Consider the following 20,901-nt stretch of genomic DNA (forward strand, 5'->3'; position numbering starts at 1 on the left):
TCGCGTTACCATCCGAAGTCAATGTCTGATGTGGGCGGCTCCTGTGCAGGAGTGTAAGTCTTTGGGTTCACGCCCTTGGGCACGCCGCGCCAGCCCTGCACCGCAATGCGGTCGATCATGTGTTTGGCTGCATCGAAGCTCCACGTGCCCACGCTCTGGAAACCGTAACGTTCCAGCACGCGGATCTGCTTGGGTGTGGTCAAGCCTTCAGCGCGGCGTTTGTTCAACCGGTCCAGCAGCAGGGAAGCCTTACCAGCAGATTCTACAGCGTCCGGCAGGATGCCCATTTTCTCAAGAGCAGCAGTCTGTTCAGCGCTGGGCGGGCCTGCTTCCCAGCCAAAGGCCGGCACATATCCGGCAAGGTCTTCAGCCTGAATGCTCATTTCGTACTGCAGGGGGTCCACGAGACGGGCTTTTTTGCGGCGCTGTTCTTCCAGCTGTTTTGCAAGGGCTTCCTCCCGCTGGGTCACTACGTCCTCGCTGGCCTGTACGGCTGCTTCCTCGATGTCCTGCGGGCAGCCGCTCTCGGCCAGATTTTCGGTCATCTGCCGGGCCACGGCGCGGTCCTCACAGACCAGATCCGCCGGGCGGCAGAGCTCGTGCTTGTCGGTCATCCACAAAAAGTCGAGGAGCAGCAGGTCGGTCTTGTCCGGGGAAAGCCGGGTGCCGCGTCCCACCATCTGGCTGTACAGGCTGCGCACCTTGGTGGGCCGCAGCACCACCACGCAGTCCACAGACGGGCAGTCCCAGCCCTCGGTGAGCAGCATGGAGTTGCACAGCACGTTGTATTTGCCTGCATCGAAATCCGCCAGCGCTTCCTTGCGGTCGGTGCTCTGGCCGTTGACCTCGGCGGCACGGAATCCATGGGAGTTCAGCAGGTCGCGGAACTTCTGGCTGGTCTTGATGAGGGGCAGGAACACCACCGTTTTGCGGCCTTTGCAGCGCTGGGCCATCTCGGCGGCGATCTGTTCCAGATAGGGGTCCAGCGCAGTGCCGAGGTCTCCCACGGCGTAGTCCCCGCCGCTCATGGTGACAGAAGAAATGTCCAGCTTCAGCGGAATGGTCTGGGCCATGATCCTGCACAGATAGCCCTCTTTGATGGCATCGGTCAGCTTATACTCAAAGGCAAGGCTGTCGAACACCTCGCCCAGATTGCGCATGTCGCCGCGATCCGGCGTGGCGGTCACGCCCAGCACCTTGGCGCTGCCGAAGTAGTCGAGGATGCGGTGGTATCCGTCGGTAATGGCGTGGTGGGCCTCGTCGATGATGATAGTGCCAAAGTAATCATGAGGAAAGCGTTCCAGCCGGGCGGTGCGTTGCAGGGTCTGCACGCTGCCCACCACCACACGGAACCATGTATTCAGACAGGTGGCATCTGCCTTTTCCACCGCGCTGACAAGGCCGGTGGAGCGCTGCAGCTTGTCCGCTGCCTGTTCCAGCAGCTCACCGCGATGGGCCAGAATGAGCACCCGGTCACCGGCGCGCACCTGATCGGCAGCTACCGATGCAAACACGATGGTCTTGCCAGTGCCGGTAGGCAGCACCAACAGGGTGCGTATGTGGCCGTTCTCCCACTCGGCGTGGATGCGTTCACGGGCCTGCTGCTGGTAGGGTCTCAGTTCCTGCCCCATCAGAATGCCCCCTGCGTCCAGCCCTGAGTGGGTGCGGCCTTGGGTTCCGGCGGCGGCAGGAAGCGGGTGACTTCGTTGCTCTGGCCGGTCTCACCTGCATGAGGGCCGCTCTGCTTGGTGTACTCACGGATGCCCAGCTTGCACCAGCCCCGGGCACCCACGATCTCGTTTCAGCGGGGGCGGAAGGTCTCGCCCCGCTTGCACTGACCGATGCTCTCAAAGAAAGCGCCCAGCAGGCCCTGCGTTTTGGTGTGGAGATACAGGCGGTGGGTCACGGTAGTGTCGCCCTTGGCCCCGCCGAAGATCTTCAGGGTCAGCTTTGCCATGGAGCAGGGCGGGAGCTTTGCGCTGCCCTCAAAGCGGGCACGCTCCATACCGGTGACCTCAAAGGCATAATCGCCCTCGGGCAGGAGCACGAACTCCTGCTGCTCGTTGGTAAATTCGTCGTCCCAGCTCAGGGCGCGGTCGGTGGTATTCATGTCGTTCATAAGTAATTACTCCTTTATTATAAAACTCCTTCAGTCACGCTTACACGTGCCAGCTCCCTCCGTGAGGGAGCCTGTTAAAACGGGATATCACGGTTGTCCAGCACCATCTGGAACACCTGCGGCCATGCGGCGATCAGACAGCCCTCCACAAAGTCAGCGGGGTAGTCCTTGATGGGCATATCCTCCGGGAAATAGCCCCGTTTGCCCACAACGCCCTGCAGTTCTTCACAGCTGACCTTGTTGGCGCTCATCAGAGCGGCCAGCTTTTCGGGCACGCCCAGACTGAGCAGAACATTTTTCTCGGAGCTTTCCTGCAGCGGTGCGGGCTGCGGCTGAGCCACCGGCTTTGCTTCCTGCTGCTGGCTGGGCAGGATGTCGGCCTCGGCCTTCGGGACGGGAACTCCCTCAGTCTGCTTCGCAGCCAGCTCCCTCTGGGAGGGAGCCTTTTGGGCGCTGCTTCCAGGGATGCAGGCGGCAATGCTGGCATAGTCAAAGGGTACTTCCTCCGGCAGGTCAAAGCGGTTTTTGGCATCCCAGCAGGGGTGATGCGCGGTGTACAGTACACGCCTGCCGCCGCTGGCTTTGCTCTTGGCGTTCTTGCCGTCGCCCACCTTTTCCACAACGGTCTTGTAGTTGGCAAACAGCAGCATATCGCACCACTCGCGCAGCAGCGGGGCCACCTGTTTGGAAGTTTTCATGCTCCAGCGGTCGTAGTTGCCCACGGCATCCGGCTGCTCAAATTTGGTAATAGCGGCATGGGCCAGCACCACCACGTTGTGCCCGGCCTGCAGCACCTCTTCCAGCGCGTCCAGCAGCTTGCCGAACTCTTCCTTAACATAGGTGTAGCCTTTGCCGTAGCCGAAATCTTCGATGCCGTTCACCTTGGCTTTGGCACACACGGCCTGAATGCACAGGCGTTCAGCCCAGTCGGCGGTGTCGATGACCAGCGTGCCGCAGGGGATGCTGCCCTTGCGCACCTCGGCCACCTCGTCCAGCAGCATGGCCCAGCTGGTTGGCTGGGGCAGGCGGGCCACATTCAGCCTTTTGGTGCCGCCCTCGGTGTCGATGAAAACAGGATTCGGGAAATGGGATGCAAAGGTGCTTTTGCCGATGCCCTCCGGGCCGTACAGCACGGTCTTGACCGGGGAATCCTGCACCCCGGCAGTGACTGCATACTTGCTCATTTAGAACGCTCCTTTCGTCCAGCTCTTCTGCTGGGGCTTTTCGGTGACGGGCGGCAGGGTGGGTTCGGCATCCTTCACCATGCCGTCCTCAATGATGATCTGGCATTCACTGCCGGTGGAAACGCGGGTGGCGATGGCCTGCAGGCCTTCGGCTTCCAGCCAGACAGAGAACTCCTGCAAGGTGGTCATGTCCATTTGTTCCAGCTTGTCCAGCAGCACGAAGCCGCAGTCCGGGTTCAGGCGGCGGACGATGGCAGCGGCCACCCGCAGCTGGTCGCTGCCGGACATGTCCCGCCAGTGCTTACCATTATAAGTAAGGGCACCGTCCTCTACGCCAAGGCCCGGCAGGGGCAGGTCGGCACCGTTCAGCAGGGCCATACGGTCGGCACGCTTCTGCGTGATGGCTTCAGTCAGGCGCTTATATTCACTGTCATACTGGGCGGCTTCGTCCTCGGCCCGAGATTTTTCCAGATTGGCCCGCACCTTCTGGTTGATCTCCTCAATATCCCGGATGGATGCTTCCAGTTCGGCAGTGGATTCGTCCTGCAGCTGTTCCGCCGTTTTACTGGCATCCATGGCCTGCGTGAACAGCAGCGTGTGCTTCTTGCTTACTTCTTCCCTCTGTGCAGTCAATTCGGCGATGCGTTCATCCAGACGGTGCATTTCTTCCAGTGTTGCATCCCGCTGGCGGGCCAGCTCATGGAACTGCTGACGCTTGCGCTGATTCTCGCCGTTGCGGGCCAGAATTTCCTGCTGCTGGCGGATGAGGTCGGACGCGCTGACCGGCTTTTCCGGTGCATCCGGGTAGGAGATCAGCTCCTCGGCAAAGTGCTTTTTCTGTGCGGCCAGCTGGCCGGTGAAGGTGCGCTTGTCGTACAGGGCCTTGATCTCCATGTCACGGGTGTGCAGCTCGGTGCCGATGCCGATGATCCGCAGCAGGATATCGGCCTTTTCCTTGTCGGTGGCTTCCATGAAGCGGGGCAAGTCCAGCGCCAGCGGCTCCACAAAGGCGTTCAGCAACTGCTGCCCGCTGCGCCGCCCGGTGGGGTCAGTGACGGTCAGACTGGCATTCTTGCCCTTGCGTTCCACCACCACACCGTTGGAAAGCTTGACCTTCAGATGCGCCGGAGCCACTGCGCCGTCCCGCTGGGCAGCGTCCGGGCGGAAACGGTCGCCGCCGAGGGCCCATGCCAGCGCGTCCAGAACACTGGTTTTGCCCTGATTGTTGTTGCCGCCCACGATAGTCAGGCCAGTGGGCGACGGCGTGAGTGCAACGGCCTTGATGCGTTTGACGTTTTCGGCCTCTAAGGCCATGATCTTTACAGACATGCGGATACCTCCCCTTGAGCGGATGCGAGTGTGTGAACGAACTGGTTGATTGCGGTCTCCCGCTGGTCGTTCGGCAGTTTGCGGAACTGCATTTTAGCGGACTGAACGATGCTGGTAATGGAGCGCCCGGCCAGAATGATGCTGTCGTAGGCATCGCGGGCATCCTGTTCCTGCTGTGCCTTATAGTCCGCAGTCATTCCGGCCGCGATCTCGTAAGCTTTTTCGCCTGCCCGCCGGTCTACCTCTTCCTCATCCACCACGGCAGCGATGGGCTGCTTTTTCAGGGCCGCATTTTCTTCCTGCAGCTTATCCGCCCGGAGCTTTGCCGCTTCGGCCACCTGCCGGGAGCCGGAAAGCTGATTCTCAGCATCCTTGGCCCGGGCTTCAGCCTTGTCGGAACGGTCTTTTTCCTGTGAGACCTTCAAACCCAGCCGGTTGCAATCCTTGGCGGTGCTCAGCTGGTCAGCACGGGCCTTGTCTCGTTCGGTTTCGGCCTTTTGGGCACGTTCGGCCAGCCCGTTGATGTCGGCGTTGGCGGCTTCCAGATGGGCTTCGGCAGCATCGGCGCGCTCTTTTTCGGCCTTGAGCTGGGCCATAAGCTTCTGATACTCTTTATAAGTAGTGATGTCACCGGTAAAAACGGCTTGCTTGACCACCTCCGGGGTGCTGGGCTTGGCCGCAGCATACAGCAGTTTCATAGGCTGAACGTCCAGAATGGACTTGCCTTCCAGCTGGATGTTGCCGAACTGTTCGGCAACTCTCACCATGTTGTCACCGGTGTCCCGGCTGATACCGACAGCGGTGCACCACTTGCCCCAGCTGCCCTGATAGTGGTTTGCGGTCAGATCGTGGGCGTGCTTTGCGGCCATAATGCGGGCCATATTGCCGGTGATGAAGGTCTGCGCATCCTGCAAAAGCAGGGCGTTTGTCTGGTCGTCTGCACCAAAGTCAAAGGTGGGTGCGGCGGGATTACTCAAAGAGCTGCCGGAGGTGGCGGATAGTGCAGCATTCTTTCCGGTTGCATTGCCCGGAGCATCGGAGCTGCTGGCAGCATCTGCCGTCTCCGTCGTAGGGCTTGACCCCTCCGGCGCTGTCGGGGATGCCGCAGTTTGGCTTTCCGCAGCAGTGGCAGCATCCGAACACTGCGCGGATGGGGTAGGGTGTTCTTCCACCGGTTCAATGGGCGCGTTCTTGCAGGGCTTGGCATTTTCCAACGCGTCCAGCATTGCGCAGTCGATTTCATACTCATCCAACGGGGCGAACTCCGCGCCATTGGTCAGGAATGCCTGCGGAGTCAGATTCTTGTCTGCCGCTCTGGCCAGCTCAAATCTATGCGTCATGATGCGGCTTCCTTTCCAAATGCTGCCGTCCCAGCGCCAGAAACGGCCGCGGTAACAGGCATAAACCGTCTCGTTGGAAAGTTTGAAACTGATGGTGTAGTCCGTCATACCCGCACCTCCGTGTCCTTGAGGCGGTCCAGCATCTCGGCCTGCACATCCTTGCTCATGGGCTGGATGTTGTTGCCCTTCCAGCCATAGCAGAGGATAGGGCCGTAGATATGCTGGCCGCGATAGATACGGTTCAAGTCTCTGCCCATGATGCCGTACACCAGCACTGCCGGGGTGCGTGGCAGGACTTTCTGCTCACAGGGGCACCGCAGCAGTGCTTCGATGCCCTGCAGCGTGTCCGGCAGGGTGGTGACCACCGGCTCTTTGCCCGGTTCGACTAAAATACCTTTCATTTGTAAAATCCTTTCTGATGTGATATCATTAAGGGCGATGGGGCTTTCAAATTCCATCATCCCTTGCAGCTCGTCGGTGTTGGCGCACCGGCGGGCTTTTTTCGTATAGTGCGTACCGGCGGCAGGCTGTCCACCTCGCTGCGGTCGATACGTTCCCGCGCAAATGTGTACTTGTAAGTTCGATGGCTGCCGCTGAGCCCATGGCTGACGGCAGACGCAAAGCTGTTCGCGCTCTTGTAGCCCAGCCGCCGGGCACACATCTCGGACGTGCCGGATGCCAGTAGATCGCCGGTCTTTGCGTCCCAGACGGTGTACCACATGACGCGGGCAGGTTTTTCATTATGCGCCCTGTAATCCCTGCAATATTGGTTGTGGCGCTCTCTGCGGCAGGAAGCGCAAAAGCGCAGGTTGCCAGCAACATTTTCCATCACCTTGCCGCAGTCCAAACAAACGCGGGTAAAGTGCTTTCCTTTATTCATGGGTGGTGTCAGCCCGCCTTCCTTCCGCTCTTCACGGTGTTGCGTGGCTGCTGGTGAACCTTGCGGCGGCGTTTCTCACGTGCTTCGGCGGCAAAGCCCAGCCGTATGAAGAAGATCGCCAGCAGGATCAGCACCATGGCCGTGATGAACGCGCCGTCCGAGACGGTGCCCAGTGTCTGGGCAGTGCCCTCAACGCCTATGCCGTACAGCAGGCCCACCACAAAGCAGGCCATTGCCAGCCAGTACCATACGCCGGATTTGATTTTCATTGGTGGGTTTCCTCCATTCTGTCCATAAAATCGGCGGCAGCTGTCATGATGTTGATGATTGTCTCTGCTGGGTCTTTGCTGTCCATACAGATTCCCGCGACCAATGCGGTGCAAAGAGCCGCTTGTTCCATCTGTGTGCCGCAGGCGTAAATTTTGGGGTTGCCATCCGATCCCAGCTGGATTTTCAACTGAGCGTTCGGGTTGATTTTCATGCTCCTACCTCCTGATAGTCAGTTGCGGGGCCGCAGCTGTCCAATGTCCATCCAATGACCGGGTGCCATTCGCCATCTGCAAAAACCTGCAGGCCGGTGTGGTTTTCGTCCTTGACCTGCCCGCCCAGCTGGTAGCAGCCGGATGCCCGGCTTCCATCCCAGCGGAACCATTTGTACCAGAACGTCGGTGCCACGTACGTGCATCCGGTGGGTGCGTCGGCCCGCTCGGATGCAAGGGTGTACTGTTTGCTCATGCGGATTCTCCTTCCTCGACACGCGGGAAGAAATACTCCCCGATTTCATTCTGCCGGATGCCCAGCAGCTCACACATTGCAGTGATCTCCGTGCTGGTCCACGGGTTGTGTCCCTGCATCCTGCCGCTCATGGTGTCCCGGCCAATGCCGATGTACTCGGCCACTTCCTGATCGCGGTAGCCGCAGCTGTGGAACCGTCCCCGCAGCTTCCAGTACGGAATCTGCCGGAAGGTGCCGCGAATGGTTGATGTGTTCAACATTTTATTCCTCCTTCTTTTCGGCGGGCAGCACGGTGCCGATAACTGCGTTCATGATCTCGTCGAAGCCGGGCAGGCCAAAGGCGATGATGCTCAGCTGGTCGATGCGGCTGTCCAGATCGGCTTGTGCCTTGGCCACAAGGCTTTCCACCTGCCGCAGGCTGTCGCAGATCTTGCCGTAATCGGTTTTGGCCTGCATATACCGGGCTTTGTAGTTGTCGCGGTGCTTGATGAAGTCGTTGCGCAGATTGATGACGTCGGCCAGCTCTGCTTTTGCGCTGCCTACTGCCTGAATGGCGGCGTTCAACCGGGTGTTGGTGGCTTCCAACTGCTCAATGTGCTGCTGTGCCTGAAAGCTCTCGTAAGCGCCTGTTTTGCGGATGGCGGGCAGCACCTCGCTGGTGACCCAGCGCTTGAAAGCCTTTGCCTTGGGCATCTTGCTGCTCAGGATCAGGCTGTACAGGCCGCTTTCGTTGATGATGAGCATTTCCTGCTCACCGGAGGGGGTGTCCATTTTAGACATTCCCCTATCCTCGGGGTCTACTTTGTCGCGGACAGCTTTGGTGGGTTCCTTGTACCCCAGCGCCACGGCAACGTCCTTGCCGACGAGCCAAGGTGTGCCGTCGATCTCGACGGTGCGCACCTGCCCGAACTCCGGGTTCTCAAAGATTTGTAAGTCGTTCATAAAATATGTACCTCCTTGTTGTGATCTCCCTTCTGCGGTATACTTGGGCGGAAAGGAGTGTTGAAAATGCTGGATGTAAAAACGCTGAAGGTTCTGGAATTTCTGAATGAGCATCAGGATGAAGCCTTTTCCATCTATCAGATGGGGAAGTGTGGCATGACCGTCAACTTTGAAACGATGCAATGGCTGACGGATAAGAATATGGTCTTTCGATATGAAGATGAGGATGCATTCCGGTATGAATACGAAGAACCGGAATATACCTACCAGATCAATGCCGGTGGACGTCAGGCACTTGCAGAACAACAACACTTTGTGGAAGTGGAAAAGCGTGCTGTCAATGCGGAAACACGGGCAGATGAAAGCCTTCGGATATCAAAGTTCAGCCTGGCCGTTGCTGTCATCGCCATAATAGCAGCATGGCTAAAATGACGGCCAGCAGAGACGCAATACTGAATGCCATCGACTGCCGCAACCGTGAATCTGTTCGCTTTTCGCTTTGGCGGATGCGTTCCCAGTAGGCTTTTTCTTCCGCTTCCATCTTTCGGTCGAGTTTTTCAACTCCACGGCGGAGTTGCTCCCGTTCTTCCGGTGTGCGGGGAGAGTGGTTCATCTTCTTCACCTCCTATTGAATGAGCTTGCGCACAATATGTGCTCATTCTGCGAAAAAAATTTCTTCGACGCTCTGGCCGAAGTACTGAGCGATGCGCTTTTTGATCTGGTCGCGGGGAATGCGTTCGCCACGCTCATACATAAAAAGCGCCGAAGTGCTGATCCCAAGCGCATCAGCAACGGTTTTTGCGTCCATTTCGCCGCGCAACGCGCGCAGCTTGTGGCCGATGGTCTTACCGTCCATCTGATTGGGTCACCTCCTTTCTGTGCACTTATTGTACTCAAAACCGAAAAATAAATCTATTCGCAGAGTGCACAAAATGTGCGCAAAAGAATAGTACACATTTTGTGCTTGAACTTGTGCACGATATGTGCTATTATTTGATTGTAATAATATAGGGAGGTGGCCTGATGGCAACTTTTGCAGAGCGGCTAAAATCGCTGCGCCGTGAAAAAGGCTGGTCACAGCAACGGCTTGCGGATGAGCTAGATTTGTCCAAGAGTAGTGTAAACATGTATGAACGTGGGGAGCGGGAGCCGGGGTTTGAAACTATGGAGGCAATCGCTGACCTGTTTAATGTGGATATGAATTATCTGTACGGACGTACAGATATTAAGATTGCTGACCCGATTGTACTAGCGCCCAAGAAGCCCACTATCCTTCCGGGCTTTGAGCCGATGCCAAAGATGAAGAAGATCCCGCTGATCGGCAGCATTGCCTGCGGGGAACCCATCACGGCAGAGCAGAACATTGAAAAAATGGTGGACGTGCCGGAGAACATTCGGTGCGATTTTTCCCTGACCTGCCACGGTGACAGCATGGTGGATGCCGGCATTCACGATAAAGACGTGGTGTATATCCGCATCCAGCCGGAGGTGGAGAACGGCGAGATCGCAGCGGTGCGCATTGATGGTGAAGCCACCCTCAAGCGGGTATATTACAACCCCGGCACGCTGACCCTGATGCCCGCAAACCCGGCTTATGCGCCCATGATCTACACCGGCCCCCAGCTGGAAGAGGTGCACATTGAGGGCAAGGCTGTAGGCTGGACGCACTGGGTGGGGTAATTTTGGATTATTGGAGTCATTCCAGTCTATATAGCGAAGGAGTGTTATGTATGAAGAAAACTATGAAAAAGACCGCTGCAGCACTGTGCATTGCCGCAACGCTTGTATCTGTGGCAGCGCCGGCAATGGCTGTCAGCCCAGCAGAATATATGAGCACAGCCGCTCTTGAAGAATGCAATACTGCGACGGTAGCGCAGGTGGAAAGCCTGATCAACCAAATCGGAACCGTCACGACTGCCCGCCGCCCGGCAATTGTGGCTGCTGTAAATGCTTATAACGAATTGGACGATGCAAGCAAGGCGCAGGTCAGTAACTTTGCGGTTCTGGCTGAAGCCCAGCAGGTGCTGGGACTGAAAGACGCTCTTGCAAAGCTGAAAATCAGTTATGATAAGGTCGAGGACGCAAGAAGCTATGTGTCACCCACGGAAGACCGACTGAGCAATCAAGGCAAAAGCTATATACTGCCCTTCTTTGTAAATGGCAGCACCAATGATCCGTCAATGTTTTTCATGGTTCTGTGTAGCGGCAACAAATATGTGTACTTGGACACGATCACGATTCGCGCGGGCGAGTATAAATACACCTACACGATCGATTGGACGGATGTGGACTGCGGCTATGATGGAAAGCAGTACTGGGAACTGACATCTTTTATGGGCGATGATGAAGATATCCAGTGGTTTAAGAATATTTTGAGCGCTGATGAAATCATTATCCGATACAGCGGCGATGGTGGCAGCATCGACCACACAGTCACCCCCGAAGAGCGTCAGGCAATTACGGATGTCTTGAACGCATATGATCTGTTCAAGGCAGCAAGCCCGACTGTGCGCGCAAAGGCTTTGAATAACTGATGTAAACTAAACAAAAACGCCCCCGGTGCGCCAACGCAAAGCATGGTGCTTGCGGATCAGCAGCTGGAGGAGAAGGTCATTGAAGGGCTGGCGGTAGGGTGTTGCCGTGGGTTGGTGTGAAAGGATAGAGGATGGAAAATAACTTTCAGTTTTTGATATATCGCTCTGCGGAGGAAGATGTTTCGATCAATGCCGTTGTGAAGGACGAAAGCATCTGGCTGACACAGCAGGGCATGGCCGAATTGTTCGGCGTACAGAAACCTGCTATCAGTAAACATCTTAAAAATATTTTTGAAGAAGGCGAATTGGACGAAAAAGTGGTTGTTTCCAAAATGGAAACAACCACACATCACGGTGCTCTGGACGATAAGACGCAGACCAGAGAAACAAACTTCTACAACCTCGATGCCATTATCTCTGTGGGATACCGTGTCAACTCCCGCCGGGCTACGCAGTTCCGTATCTGGGCTACCGGCATTCTCAAAGAGTATATGACCAAGGGCTTTGTGCTGGATGACGAGCGCTTGAAGCAGGGCAAGGACGCTTTCGGTAAGGATTATTTCCGTGAGTTGTTGGAGCGTGTTCGATCCATCCGCGCCAGTGAGCGCCGGATCTGGCAGCAGGTGACGGATATCTTTGCAGAGTGCAGCATCGACTATGACCGCAACGCGCCGGTGACCAGGGACTTCTATGCCATGGTGCAGAACAAGTTCCACTATGCGATCACCGGCCAGACGGCGGCAGAGATCGTGTACAGCAAGGCCGACCACACCAAGGAGCACATGGGGCTAACCACGTGGAAGTACGCACCAGAGGGGCGTGTGCTCAAATCGGATGTGTCCATTGCAAAAAATTACCTGTCCGAGAAGCAGATCCGGCAGCTGGAACGCACCGTTTCCGGTTACTTTGACTATATCGAGGATCTGATCGAGCGGGAAAATACCTTCACTATGGAACAGTTTGCTGCCAGCATCAACGAGTTTTTGTCCTTCCGGCGGTACGATATTTTGCCGGACAAAGGCAAGATATCTGCCCGTCAGGCAAAGCAGAAAGCGGAAGCCGAGTATGATCTATTCAACCCCACGCAAAAGATCGTGTCGGATTTTGACCGGGCGGTGAAAAATCTGAAAAACTGAGGCAGTATACAAACTTTGCACATTGCTCAATAAAATAAATGCCGCTGCGTCACCAATGCAGCAGTTACGAAAGGAAGAAAATGGAAGAATATAATTTTCAGCTTGTTGAAAAAATCAACCAGCAAGTGCATGTTGTTCAGGTTCCCGATACCTGCTCGTTTTGGATGATCCGGACAAAGTCGGGTGCATACTACAGCGAATACATTCATAGTGGGTATATCGCAATTGGCTGGAATGCAGTTCTTCAAAGTAATATTACACAAGATACAGAAGAAAAATTGCGTCAAGCAGTAGAGCTAAATTACGCTGATAAACGGCCAGGTGCCGCTATAAACAAATGCTATAGTTTTGCGAGCGAAATGCAGGCTGGCGATCTGGTTATGATTTTGGGCGATAAAAGAGTCGCCTTCGGCATAATTGGAGAATACTTTGAAAAACAGGACATTCAGGATCCAATAAAAAAAGAATTAGAGGCAGACGCCCAAATTGCTGCGGGCTTTCATAAGCAAAATAGAATTGAATGTCCTTATGTGAAGCGTCGAAAAGTTCAAATTATAAAAGAAGTCGAAGAGCTCAGACTGACACCAATGCTGGCGCGTGCAATGCTGAACCACCATAGTTTGTCCACAATCAGCGACTATGCTATTCCAGTTTTAAACACTTGTTTTGATTTGTATGTTTACAACGGAGAAACCCATGCCGTTTTTCGCGTGAATACAAAAAGAAAAATAAAAGGTCGTGATTTTGCGACATTTTGTTATTACATAACTGAGATTTTTTCTGTTCTTAATGAAGATGAAGACATTTCAATAACAACGAATTTGAATTCTCCGGGAGACTATGTTGTTGCATTCTCTCAGGGAATGGATTTTATTCAGGAACATTGGTTTGCGTTCTTATTTATCTTTGCGGTGCTTTTTGGCGGTAGCTATGAAGTGTCAGGGCTGAAAATTGATATTCCGTCTGTTAGAGGGTTGATCAAATGGGTATGCAACCGCAAACATGATAACAGCATTAAAAGTTTGGAAGCAGAAAAGTTAAAAAAAGAAATCAGCGGAATTGATCTGGATAATGAATTAAAACGTATTCAGATTGCCAGAGAAAAGGAAGAAAGTGTTCTTCAAAAAATGCCGACAGACCAGGAATTGGAAAAGCTGCAAAATCATAACCCCGCGTGAAAACGCGGGGTTTGCAGAACGGCCCCATAGGGGCCATAATACCAGCCGCGCCTAAAGGCGCACAATGAGCGACATCAACCGCACACTGACGTCGCTTTTACTTTCTTATACTATCTGTAGGCACTTCTGGCGAATCGTCATCATCGAAGTCAGCTACATTCTTGAATGGATCTTCGTATTCCTTGAAGCTCAACTGGTCGCACATCTGATCGTTGAACTCTTGTTCCTGAATGTATTTGCGGATCTTGGCTTCATTTCCACCTACTGTATTTACGTAATATCCTTTCGCCCAGAACACTCTCCTTCCGTATTTGTATTTTAGGTTTGCATGTCGCTCGAATATCATGAGTGTACTCTTCCCTTTGAGATACCCCATGAAATCTGCTACGGCAAGTTTGGGCGGTATCGACACAAGCATATGGATATGGTCTGGCATCGCGTGTGCTTCTATTATCTCTACATGCTTGTAATCGCATAGTCTCCTTAGTATTTTTCCAATATCTTTTCTTAGCTTTCCGTATATCACTTTCCTGCGATATTTCGGTACTAGCACTATGTGATATTTGCAATTCCAGCTCGTATGTGATAAACTTTTCTCGTCCATATGGATGAACCTCCTTTTGCTTTAGTATGCGGTTGGCGTTACCCGCTTCTAATTATAGCAAAAGGAGGTTCTTTTTCTACCGTTTCAACGCTACGGCTCTTTTCTTCCACAAGCATAGCTTGTGGTTTTCTATATGAAAGCAAGTCGAGCTCTTGAACTTCAAGAGCCCGACTCTAAAGTGGTTATTTTTCCTTCGTCCAATGAGGGAAATCATAGGGACGGTAGTTCTTGAGAAGAATCAACGAAAAAATAACAAGTAAAAGTTCAACTGTAAAAGGAATAAAATCGTGAAAAAAGAAAAAAGTGAGAAATTTACAAGGGGCCCCCAAAAGAATAGCAAGAAAAAGCACATAGGAAGTAATACGATATAGAATGTTCAACAGCTTCCACATAGGGCAGTCTCCTTTCTCCATGGTGATTGTATCATAAAGTAGTCACCATTGAAAGACGATTCACGATTTTCGCACACAGAGGGATTGTATGAGCTTTCAAAATAATCTTCGTGAGTTAAGGTCTGAAAAGAGGCTCACTCAACAGCAACTTGGTGAAATCTTTCATGTCAGCCGGACTACAATATCGAATTATGAAACAGGAAAAATGGAACCAAGCATTAAAATGATTCTGGATATTTCAAGATACTTTGAAGTTTCTGCGGATTGGTTGCTTAAATAAAAACCTCCCCCAGCGCGCTAACGCCGAGGGAGTTAAGATAAGCGGCTCACCCTTGCGGGGTCATCGCACACTCGACACTGCGATTATACCTCTTTTGGGCGGGCTTGTCAAAGTGTACCCTTTTGGAGGTGAAAACAATGAAAAAGAGAACAAACACAGCGTTTTGGGTCGAGAAGGAAAAGCGTTGGTGCATTGCGGTGCAGAAGAACGGCACCCGCAAACGGTTTTACAGCAGCACGCCTGGCCGCACCGGCCAGCGGGAAGCCAACGCAAAGGCCGATGCCTGGCTTGACGACAGCATCAGAGACGGAAAAAAGAAGATCAGCGTCCTTTATTCAGAGTGGGTGGAGGAGCTGAAGCTGACTTGCGGGACATCCTATGTGACACAATGCCAGCGTTACGGGGACTGCTATATCCTGCCGACCTGTGGGAATATCCGCATTGACGAGTTAACCGAGGGCGATCTTCAAAAGGCCATTGACGTTTCGTTCCGGAAGCGCTCACAGAAAAAGAACCAGCGCAAGCCCATCTCAAACCAGCCGTTGAGCCGAAAGACGCTTATGACGATCCGGGCTGCGGAAACCGCCTTTGTCAAGTGGTGCCGAAGGAACAAGTACACGACACTCTACCCCGACCTGTCTATCCCGAAGAATGCCAGGATGGGGAAACGCACGATCTTGCAGCCCACCGCCCTGAAGGTTCTGTTTAGCGTAGACACCCGCACCTACTATGGAAAGCTGGTATTTGATGAATATATCTACGCCTACCGTTTTGCAGTTGCGACCGGCCTGCGCCCCGGGGAGCTGATTGGTCTCTGGTATGGTGACATCAAAGGGAACACGGTCAACCTTCGACGAAGCATCAACGTGCACCGGGAACAGACGACCGGAAAAAACGAAAACGCAATCCGCTCTTTTGACATGGGCAAGGAAGCTCGCGAGGCATACGAGGCACAGGTGCAGCTTCTGAAGGCTCAAGGTATACTTCTGAACTACAATACCCCGCTATTTCAGATCCCGTCAGAACACGCGCTCTATCGCCGCTGGGAATCCTATCAGGAAGCAAACGGGCTTGAGCCGAAAGTTTCACTTTACGAGCTGCGGCACACCTTTGTCAGTGTTGAATCCAGCGTCCTGACTGACAGCCAGCTGAAGATGCTCGTGGGCCATAGCAAGAACATGGACACTGCCGGAGTGTATCGGCACGAGCTTGACGGTCAGAGGGAAGATCTTGCTGCCGCTACCACCGCGGCATTCAAAAAGGCACAGGCCTGACTCTGGTAACAGTTTTGGTAACACTCTTTTTTGTAAACGTAGCAAAATACATGGGTTACAAACCAACCCCACTACATTTTTAGCAAGTGTTTAGGCGCGTTACAGATATGTTTTTTGACGTCACTCAATCATTTTTTGTTGTTCGACTCCCATCGCCTCCACCAACAAAAAGCACCTGGATTCATTGAAATCTGGGTGCTTTTCTTTTTGCTGAAACTGGTTTATAAAGCACGCTATATCACAGAACGATTCGCTATTAGGGCGGCTTTTGTCACAATTTGTACGTATTTCCAGCAAAACAGAATGATTGTATAAAATTTATACACCCGCTAAAGTTTGTTTGTTGTCTGCTGCGGCGGCGCGGGGTATACTGTTGCCATAAGGACGGCGCAAGGATGCCGAAAAAAGCAATAAAAAGCAGGGAGGCTTTTCTATGTACTATTCCAGTGGCAACTATGAAGCATTTGCAACTCCTAAAAAGCCGGAGGGTGTCGATCATAAATCTGCATATATCATTGGTTCCGGTCTGGCCGCACTGACGGCTGCATGTTATCTGGTGCGTGACGGCCAGATGAAGGGCGAGCATGTGCATGTGTTTGAGAAAGACCCCATCCCCGGCGGTGCCTGCGACGGCTACAAATACGATATCGGTTACGTGATGCGCGGTGGCCGCGAGATGGATAACCACTTCGAGGTCATGTGGGATCTACTGCGCTCCATTCCGTCTCTGGAGACCGAGGGTGCCAGTGTGCTGGATGAGTACTACTGGCTGAACAAGGAAGACCCCAACTATTCACTGTGCCGTGCTACCGTCAACCGCGGCGAGGATGCCCACACCGATGGCAAGTTCGGCCTGTCTGATAAGGGTGCTATGGAGATCATGAAGCTCTTCTTCACCCCCAACGAGCAGCTGCAGGATAAGAAGATCACCGATTTCTTTGATGATGAAGTGCTGAACTCCAACTTCTGGCTGTACTGGCGCACCATGTTTGCCTTTGAAAACTGGCACAGTGCTCTGGAAATGAAGCTCTATCTTAAGCGCTATATCCACCATATCGGCGGTCTGCCGGATTTCACTGCCCTGCGTTTTACCCGCTACAACCAGTATGAGTCCATCATCCTGCCCATGGTCACTTACCTGAAGGACCACGGCGTGCAGTTCCACTATGAGACCAAGGTCGTGGACGTGAAATTTGATATCAATGGCAAGCGCAAGCAGGCAAGCAGCGTGGTCGTGGAGCATGCGGGGGAGACCAGCACCATCGGCCTGACCGAAAATGATCTGCTGTTCATCACCAACGGCGGCTGCGTGGAAAGCTGCACGATGGGCGCACAGGACAAGGCAGCAGGCTTTGATCCCACCATCAAGCCGGGTAACGGCTGGGACCTGTGGAAGAAGATCGCTGCACAGGATCCCGCTTTCGGCCATCCCGAGAAGTTCTGCTCCGACCCGGAACATTCCAACTGGGAGAGCGCTACCATTACCACCTTGGACGACAAGATCCCGCAGTATATCCAGAAGATTTGCAAGCGTGACCCGTTCAGCGGCCACACCGTCACCGGCGGCATCGTCACGGTTAAGGACTCCAACTGGCTGCTCAGCTGGACGCTGAACCGTCAGCAGCAGTTCCGCGACCAGCCTAAGAACCAGCTGTGCGTCTGGGTCTACGGCCTGTTCAGTGATAAGCCCGGCAACTACGTCAAGAAGGCCATGCGCGACTGCACCGGCAAGGAACTGTGCATGGAATGGCTGTACCACATTGGTGTGCCCGAGGATCAGATCGAAGAGCTAGCCGAGCACAGTGCCAACACCATCCCGGTCATGATGCCGTATATCGATGCATTCTTTATGCCGCGTGCGATGGGCGACCGTCCTGATATCGTGCCGGAGGGAGCTGTCAACTTTGCCTTCCTGGGCCAGTTCGCCGAGACCGGCCGTGACACCATCTTCACCACCGAATACTCCATGCGCACCGGTATGGAAGCTGTATACACCCTGCTGGACATCGACCGCGGTGTGCCCGAGGTCTGGGGCAGCACTTACGACGTACGTGCCCTGATCGATGCAACGGTCAAGCTGCGCGACGGCAAGAAGATCACCGACATGGATCTGCCGCTCATCCCGCGCCTTGCCATGAAGGAAGCTTTGAAAAAGATCGAGGGTACCGACCTTGAGAAATTCCTCAAGGAATACAATGCGATTTGAGCTCGTTGCTCTGATCCATTTTTGAATCCCCTTTGAAAATAGCCCGCTTTTGCAGTCAACGACTGGCTGCAGATGCGGGCTGTTTTTTGCCCTGAAAAGGAATAATGTTGCACAAAAAGTGTGACTTAGCACCGTGAATTATGAACAAATTGTGCGATTCCGGGTTGTTCTTGGGTGTTTTGTGTGTTATGCTTAATATAACAAGCGTCGGGCTGGTTCTGTGCGCCCGATAAAAATAAAAGAGAGTTTTAAGAGGAGGTCGTTTTTCCATGAAACAGCTTATCTCCCGCCGCAGCTTCCTGAAAGCCGCAGGTGTCACCACGGCCGTTGCTGCCGTGAGTCTGGGCGCACCCGCTGCGTCTGCATGTTACCCCGGCAGCTTTAAGGACATTACGATCCTGTACACCAACGATGTTCATACTTACATCGACAAAAAATCGCCGGAACTGACCTATGCTGCCATCGCAGCTTTGAAAAAGAGCTATCAGGATGCAGGCAAAAATGTCCTGCTGGTAGATGCGGGCGACCATATTCAGGGTACCGCATATGGTTCCATGGACGAAGGTGCATCCATCATCCAGCTGATGAACGCCGCTGGCTATGATGCTGCAACTCCCGGCAACCATGAATTCGACTACGGCATGGCCCGTGCAAAAGAGGTAATGGCTGAGGCGGATTTCCCGTACCTCTCCAGCAACTGGGTCAATCTGCCGCTGGGCAACCGCGTTCTGCCGGATGTCAAATACTTCACCATCGGCGGCCGCGTGATCGCATTTGTGGGCATCACCACGCCCGAGACCTTCACCAAGTCTACTCCGGCTTACTTCATGGATAAGAGCCAGAGCCGCTATATCTATGATATTCTGGGCGGTGACGACGGCCAGAAGCTGTACAAGGCTGTGCAGAAGTCCATTGATAAGGCCAAGGTTCTGGCTGACTACGTGATCGGTCTGGGCCATCTGGGCGTTGATCCTTCCTCTTCGCCCTGGACCAGCAAGGAAGTCATCGAGCACACCTCCGGCTTCGATGCATTCATCGACGGCCATTCTCACACCAAGATGGAGTGTGAGTGGGTGAAGGATCTGTCCGGCAAGGCTGTCGCCCTGACCCAGACCGGCTCTTATTTTGCAAATGTTGGCGAAATGACCATCAAGGCTGACGGCTCCATTGCCACCCGTCTGATCTCCTCTTACGAAGGCTCCGACAGTGCCGTTGCCGATATCCAGAACGCATGGGTCGCTTCTGTGGACGACATGCTGGGTGAGAAGATCGCTGTTGCCGATACGAACTTCTACATCTCCGACCCCGAGACTGGCAAGCGCCGCATCCGCATGGCAGAGACGAATCTCGGCGACTTCGTGGCCGACGGCATTTACTCCTACTTCAATGAGGTGGAACAGCTGCATTGTGACATCGCTATCATGAACGGCGGCGGCATCCGCGCCGATGAGAAAGCCGGCTACTGGACCTTCAAGACCTGCAAGCAGGTCAGCCCGTTTGGCAATGTGGCATGTCTGATGTCTGTCACCGGCAAGCAGATCCAGGATGCACTGGAGTTTGCGGCCCGCTTTGCCGGAACGGAAAAGGAGAACGGCGGCTTCCTGCATGTGGCAGGCGCTTCCTACGAGATCCACACCGATATCCCCAACACCGTGCAGACCGACGAGAAGAATGTCTGGATTGGCAGTGCCACCGGCACTCCGCGCGTGCAGAACGTGAAGATCTACAACAAGGCTTCCGGTACTTATGAACCGCTGGACGAGAGCAAGACCTACGCTCTGGCTGGCATGAATTACACTCTGCGCAATCTGGGCGATGGCTTTGCCATGTTTGATGGCGCAGAGCTGATCAAGGACTATGTGTCTGAGGATTACCTCGTGATGTCCACTTACGCAATGAGCTTTGGCGGCGTGGACGGCGAGGGTCTGCCGCATCTGACCACCGCAAACAGCCCGCTGGCCGATTACCCGGGCTATCTGCTGGATTACGAGAATCCCTACGGCGCAGGCCGCATCAGCATTCTGTAATAACTGCATAAAAATGGGCGTACCGTCGCAAAGACGGTACGCTGTTTTTGTATAACAATATAGAACGAAAAAAGCCATCCGGCATAAACCAGATGGCTTTTTGGTTGGGGATGAGAGAATCGAACTCCCACAAGTAGAGTCAGAGTCTACCGCACTACCACTATGCAAATCCCCAATATCCGATTGCGTTTCGCAGCGTGAGCCGCTCAACGTGTGCTATTATACGCGGAAAAGTGATACTTGTCAAGCGTGATTTTGAAAAAATTGCAAACTTTTTTAAAATGCGCGCACCAGCGGAGAAAGTTTCTGCTTTACCATAAACTGGCATATTCTGCACCGGTCTCTTCATATACTAGAATGTACAAACCTTCAAGATGCACAAAGAAGAGGAGGACGGCCTATGCTGGAACGAACCCATGCCCAGAACACCCAAACTTTGCTTTCGAGCCGCATCCCGCGGGATACCGAGCACGAACGCTATCACCCAGAACTGGAAGAAGAGCTGAAGGAATGTCTGTTCTGCCTGCGGCGTAATGAGATGATGTTTGATCTGGAGGTAGATACAGACCTGATCGAGCAGCGCATTTACGAGCGGCAGGCGCTTTTGTGCCGCTACCGGTACTTACTGGCCAGGGCGCGGGAGCTGGGGCTGCACACCGTCCTGACGAAGTATCAGCCTGCTGGACAGGTTTGAACAGGTTAGTAGCATAAAAATCTTGACAGAAAGCCCCTTGCGTGTTA

General features: G+C 53.8%; 26 protein-coding genes and 1 tRNA gene. 10 read left to right on the plus strand and 17 right to left on the minus strand.

Annotation, left to right across the window (positions count from 1 at the left end; all coding sequences use genetic code 11):
- Nucleotides 1–5 precede the first annotated feature (5 nt).
- From MTP41_RS00180 to MTP41_RS00240, 13 genes are all read right to left on the minus strand, one after another.
- Entirely contained in the window at nt 6–1,631 is a 1,626-nt protein-coding gene (locus MTP41_RS00180; protein WP_097777833.1) for a DEAD/DEAH box helicase, read from the minus strand.
- A complete protein-coding gene (locus MTP41_RS00185; protein WP_249235927.1) occupies nt 1,631–1,792 on the minus strand; it encodes a hypothetical protein in 162 nt (53 codons plus the stop codon). Before MTP41_RS00185 ends, MTP41_RS00180 begins: the two co-directional genes overlap by 1 nt.
- Before the next feature lie 9 nt (nt 1,793–1,801).
- Nucleotides 1,802–2,119 carry a hypothetical protein gene (locus tag MTP41_RS00190; protein WP_249235928.1) on the minus strand — a complete coding sequence of 106 codons (318 nt, stop codon included), beginning with the start codon at nt 2,117–2,119 and terminating at the stop codon, nt 1,802–1,804.
- A 74-nt stretch (nt 2,120–2,193) separates the two neighbouring features.
- Nucleotides 2,194–3,303, minus strand: coding sequence for an ATP-binding protein (locus MTP41_RS00195; RefSeq protein WP_097777831.1), 1,110 nt, complete (start codon nt 3,301–3,303; stop codon nt 2,194–2,196).
- A complete protein-coding gene (locus MTP41_RS00200) occupies nt 3,304–4,632 on the minus strand; it encodes an AAA family ATPase (protein WP_097777830.1) in 1,329 nt (442 codons plus the stop codon).
- Nucleotides 4,623–6,080 carry a hypothetical protein gene (locus MTP41_RS00205; protein WP_249235929.1) on the minus strand — a complete coding sequence of 486 codons (1,458 nt, stop codon included), beginning with the start codon at nt 6,078–6,080 and terminating at the stop codon, nt 4,623–4,625. Before MTP41_RS00205 ends, MTP41_RS00200 begins: the two co-directional genes overlap by 10 nt.
- Nucleotides 6,077–6,373, minus strand: coding sequence for a DUF3846 domain-containing protein (locus MTP41_RS00210; protein ID WP_097777828.1), 297 nt, complete (start codon nt 6,371–6,373; stop codon nt 6,077–6,079). The genes MTP41_RS00205 and MTP41_RS00210 overlap by 4 nt, the downstream gene beginning before the upstream one ends.
- A gap of 56 nt (nt 6,374–6,429) precedes the next feature.
- Nucleotides 6,430–6,852, minus strand: coding sequence for a hypothetical protein (locus tag MTP41_RS00215; RefSeq protein WP_097777827.1), 423 nt, complete (start codon nt 6,850–6,852; stop codon nt 6,430–6,432).
- Nucleotides 6,853–6,860: 8 nt separating this feature from the next.
- Nucleotides 6,861–7,121 carry a hypothetical protein gene (locus MTP41_RS00220; RefSeq protein ID WP_097777826.1) on the minus strand — a complete coding sequence of 87 codons (261 nt, stop codon included), beginning with the start codon at nt 7,119–7,121 and terminating at the stop codon, nt 6,861–6,863.
- Nucleotides 7,118–7,333 carry a hypothetical protein gene (locus MTP41_RS00225; RefSeq protein WP_249235930.1) on the minus strand — a complete coding sequence of 72 codons (216 nt, stop codon included), beginning with the start codon at nt 7,331–7,333 and terminating at the stop codon, nt 7,118–7,120. Before MTP41_RS00225 ends, MTP41_RS00220 begins: the two co-directional genes overlap by 4 nt.
- Nucleotides 7,330–7,587 carry a hypothetical protein gene (locus MTP41_RS00230; protein WP_097777825.1) on the minus strand — a complete coding sequence of 86 codons (258 nt, stop codon included), beginning with the start codon at nt 7,585–7,587 and terminating at the stop codon, nt 7,330–7,332. Before MTP41_RS00230 ends, MTP41_RS00225 begins: the two co-directional genes overlap by 4 nt.
- On the minus strand, nt 7,584–7,847 hold the full coding sequence (locus MTP41_RS00235) for a hypothetical protein (RefSeq protein ID WP_097777824.1): 264 nt from the start codon (nt 7,845–7,847) through the stop codon (nt 7,584–7,586). The genes MTP41_RS00230 and MTP41_RS00235 overlap by 4 nt, the downstream gene beginning before the upstream one ends.
- Nucleotide 7,848: 1 nt before the next feature.
- Nucleotides 7,849–8,529, minus strand: a complete 681-nt coding sequence (locus tag MTP41_RS00240; RefSeq protein WP_097777823.1) for a BRO-N domain-containing protein — start codon at nt 8,527–8,529, stop codon at nt 7,849–7,851.
- Nucleotides 8,530–8,595: 66 nt separating this feature from the next.
- Between MTP41_RS00240 and MTP41_RS00245 the strand changes: the two genes are divergently transcribed.
- Entirely contained in the window at nt 8,596–8,961 is a 366-nt protein-coding gene (locus MTP41_RS00245) for a hypothetical protein (protein WP_097777822.1), read from the plus strand.
- On the opposite strand, the gene MTP41_RS00250 is transcribed toward MTP41_RS00245, so the two are convergent.
- Complete coding sequence (locus MTP41_RS00250) at nt 8,930–9,142, minus strand: hypothetical protein (RefSeq protein WP_143405510.1); 213 nt, start codon at nt 9,140–9,142, stop codon at nt 8,930–8,932. The genes MTP41_RS00245 and MTP41_RS00250 overlap by 32 nt on opposite strands.
- 42 nt (nt 9,143–9,184) lie before the next feature.
- Nucleotides 9,185–9,385 (minus strand): helix-turn-helix transcriptional regulator, encoded by a 201-nt coding sequence (locus tag MTP41_RS00255; protein ID WP_097777821.1) that lies wholly within the window; start codon nt 9,383–9,385, stop codon nt 9,185–9,187.
- 167 nt (nt 9,386–9,552) lie between these two features.
- On the opposite strand from MTP41_RS00255, the gene MTP41_RS00260 reads away from it, so the two are divergent.
- From MTP41_RS00260 to MTP41_RS00275, 4 genes are all read left to right on the plus strand, one after another.
- Complete coding sequence (locus tag MTP41_RS00260) at nt 9,553–10,209, plus strand: LexA family protein (protein ID WP_097777820.1); 657 nt, start codon at nt 9,553–9,555, stop codon at nt 10,207–10,209.
- Between the two features lie 50 nt (nt 10,210–10,259).
- On the plus strand, nt 10,260–11,063 hold the full coding sequence (locus MTP41_RS00265; RefSeq protein ID WP_097777819.1) for a hypothetical protein: 804 nt from the start codon (nt 10,260–10,262) through the stop codon (nt 11,061–11,063).
- Nucleotides 11,064–11,194: 131 nt separating this feature from the next.
- Nucleotides 11,195–12,199, plus strand: a complete 1,005-nt coding sequence (locus tag MTP41_RS00270; protein ID WP_097777818.1) for a virulence RhuM family protein — start codon at nt 11,195–11,197, stop codon at nt 12,197–12,199.
- An 80-nt stretch (nt 12,200–12,279) separates the two neighbouring features.
- Nucleotides 12,280–13,377: a hypothetical protein gene (locus MTP41_RS00275; RefSeq protein WP_097777817.1), complete on the plus strand. Its 1,098-nt coding sequence runs from the start codon at nt 12,280–12,282 to the stop codon at nt 13,375–13,377.
- 97 nt (nt 13,378–13,474) lie between these two features.
- Here the strand turns inward: MTP41_RS00275 and tnpA are convergent, their stop codons facing one another.
- Nucleotides 13,475–13,981 carry an IS200/IS605 family transposase gene (tnpA, locus tag MTP41_RS00280; protein WP_249235931.1) on the minus strand — a complete coding sequence of 169 codons (507 nt, stop codon included), beginning with the start codon at nt 13,979–13,981 and terminating at the stop codon, nt 13,475–13,477.
- Nucleotides 13,982–14,461: 480 nt separating this feature from the next.
- Here tnpA and MTP41_RS00285 point away from each other — a divergent pair, with 480 nt between their 5' ends.
- The 4 genes from MTP41_RS00285 (at nt 14,462) to MTP41_RS00300 (ending at nt 20,160) form a co-directional block, all read left to right on the plus strand.
- Nucleotides 14,462–14,653, plus strand: coding sequence for a helix-turn-helix transcriptional regulator (locus MTP41_RS00285; protein ID WP_097777810.1), 192 nt, complete (start codon nt 14,462–14,464; stop codon nt 14,651–14,653).
- 137 nt (nt 14,654–14,790) lie between these two features.
- Nucleotides 14,791–15,927, plus strand: coding sequence for a tyrosine-type recombinase/integrase (locus MTP41_RS00290; RefSeq protein ID WP_249235932.1), 1,137 nt, complete (start codon nt 14,791–14,793; stop codon nt 15,925–15,927).
- A gap of 433 nt (nt 15,928–16,360) precedes the next feature.
- Nucleotides 16,361–18,133 carry an oleate hydratase gene (locus tag MTP41_RS00295; RefSeq protein WP_249235933.1) on the plus strand — a complete coding sequence of 591 codons (1,773 nt, stop codon included), beginning with the start codon at nt 16,361–16,363 and terminating at the stop codon, nt 18,131–18,133.
- A gap of 269 nt (nt 18,134–18,402) precedes the next feature.
- Nucleotides 18,403–20,160: a bifunctional metallophosphatase/5'-nucleotidase gene (locus tag MTP41_RS00300; protein ID WP_118527033.1), complete on the plus strand. Its 1,758-nt coding sequence runs from the start codon at nt 18,403–18,405 to the stop codon at nt 20,158–20,160.
- 101 nt (nt 20,161–20,261) lie between these two features.
- Here MTP41_RS00300 and MTP41_RS00305 read toward each other — a convergent pair.
- Nucleotides 20,262–20,335 (minus strand) — tRNA-Gln (locus MTP41_RS00305).
- Between the two features lie 225 nt (nt 20,336–20,560).
- Here MTP41_RS00305 and MTP41_RS00310 point away from each other — a divergent pair.
- Nucleotides 20,561–20,854, plus strand: a complete 294-nt coding sequence (locus MTP41_RS00310; RefSeq protein ID WP_005942150.1) for a hypothetical protein — start codon at nt 20,561–20,563, stop codon at nt 20,852–20,854.
- Nucleotides 20,855–20,901: the final 47 nt, after the last annotated feature.

The sequence above is a fragment of the Faecalibacterium sp. I4-3-84 genome (assembly GCF_023347255.1).
Classification (GTDB): Bacteria; Bacillota; Clostridia; order Oscillospirales; family Ruminococcaceae; genus Faecalibacterium; species Faecalibacterium taiwanense.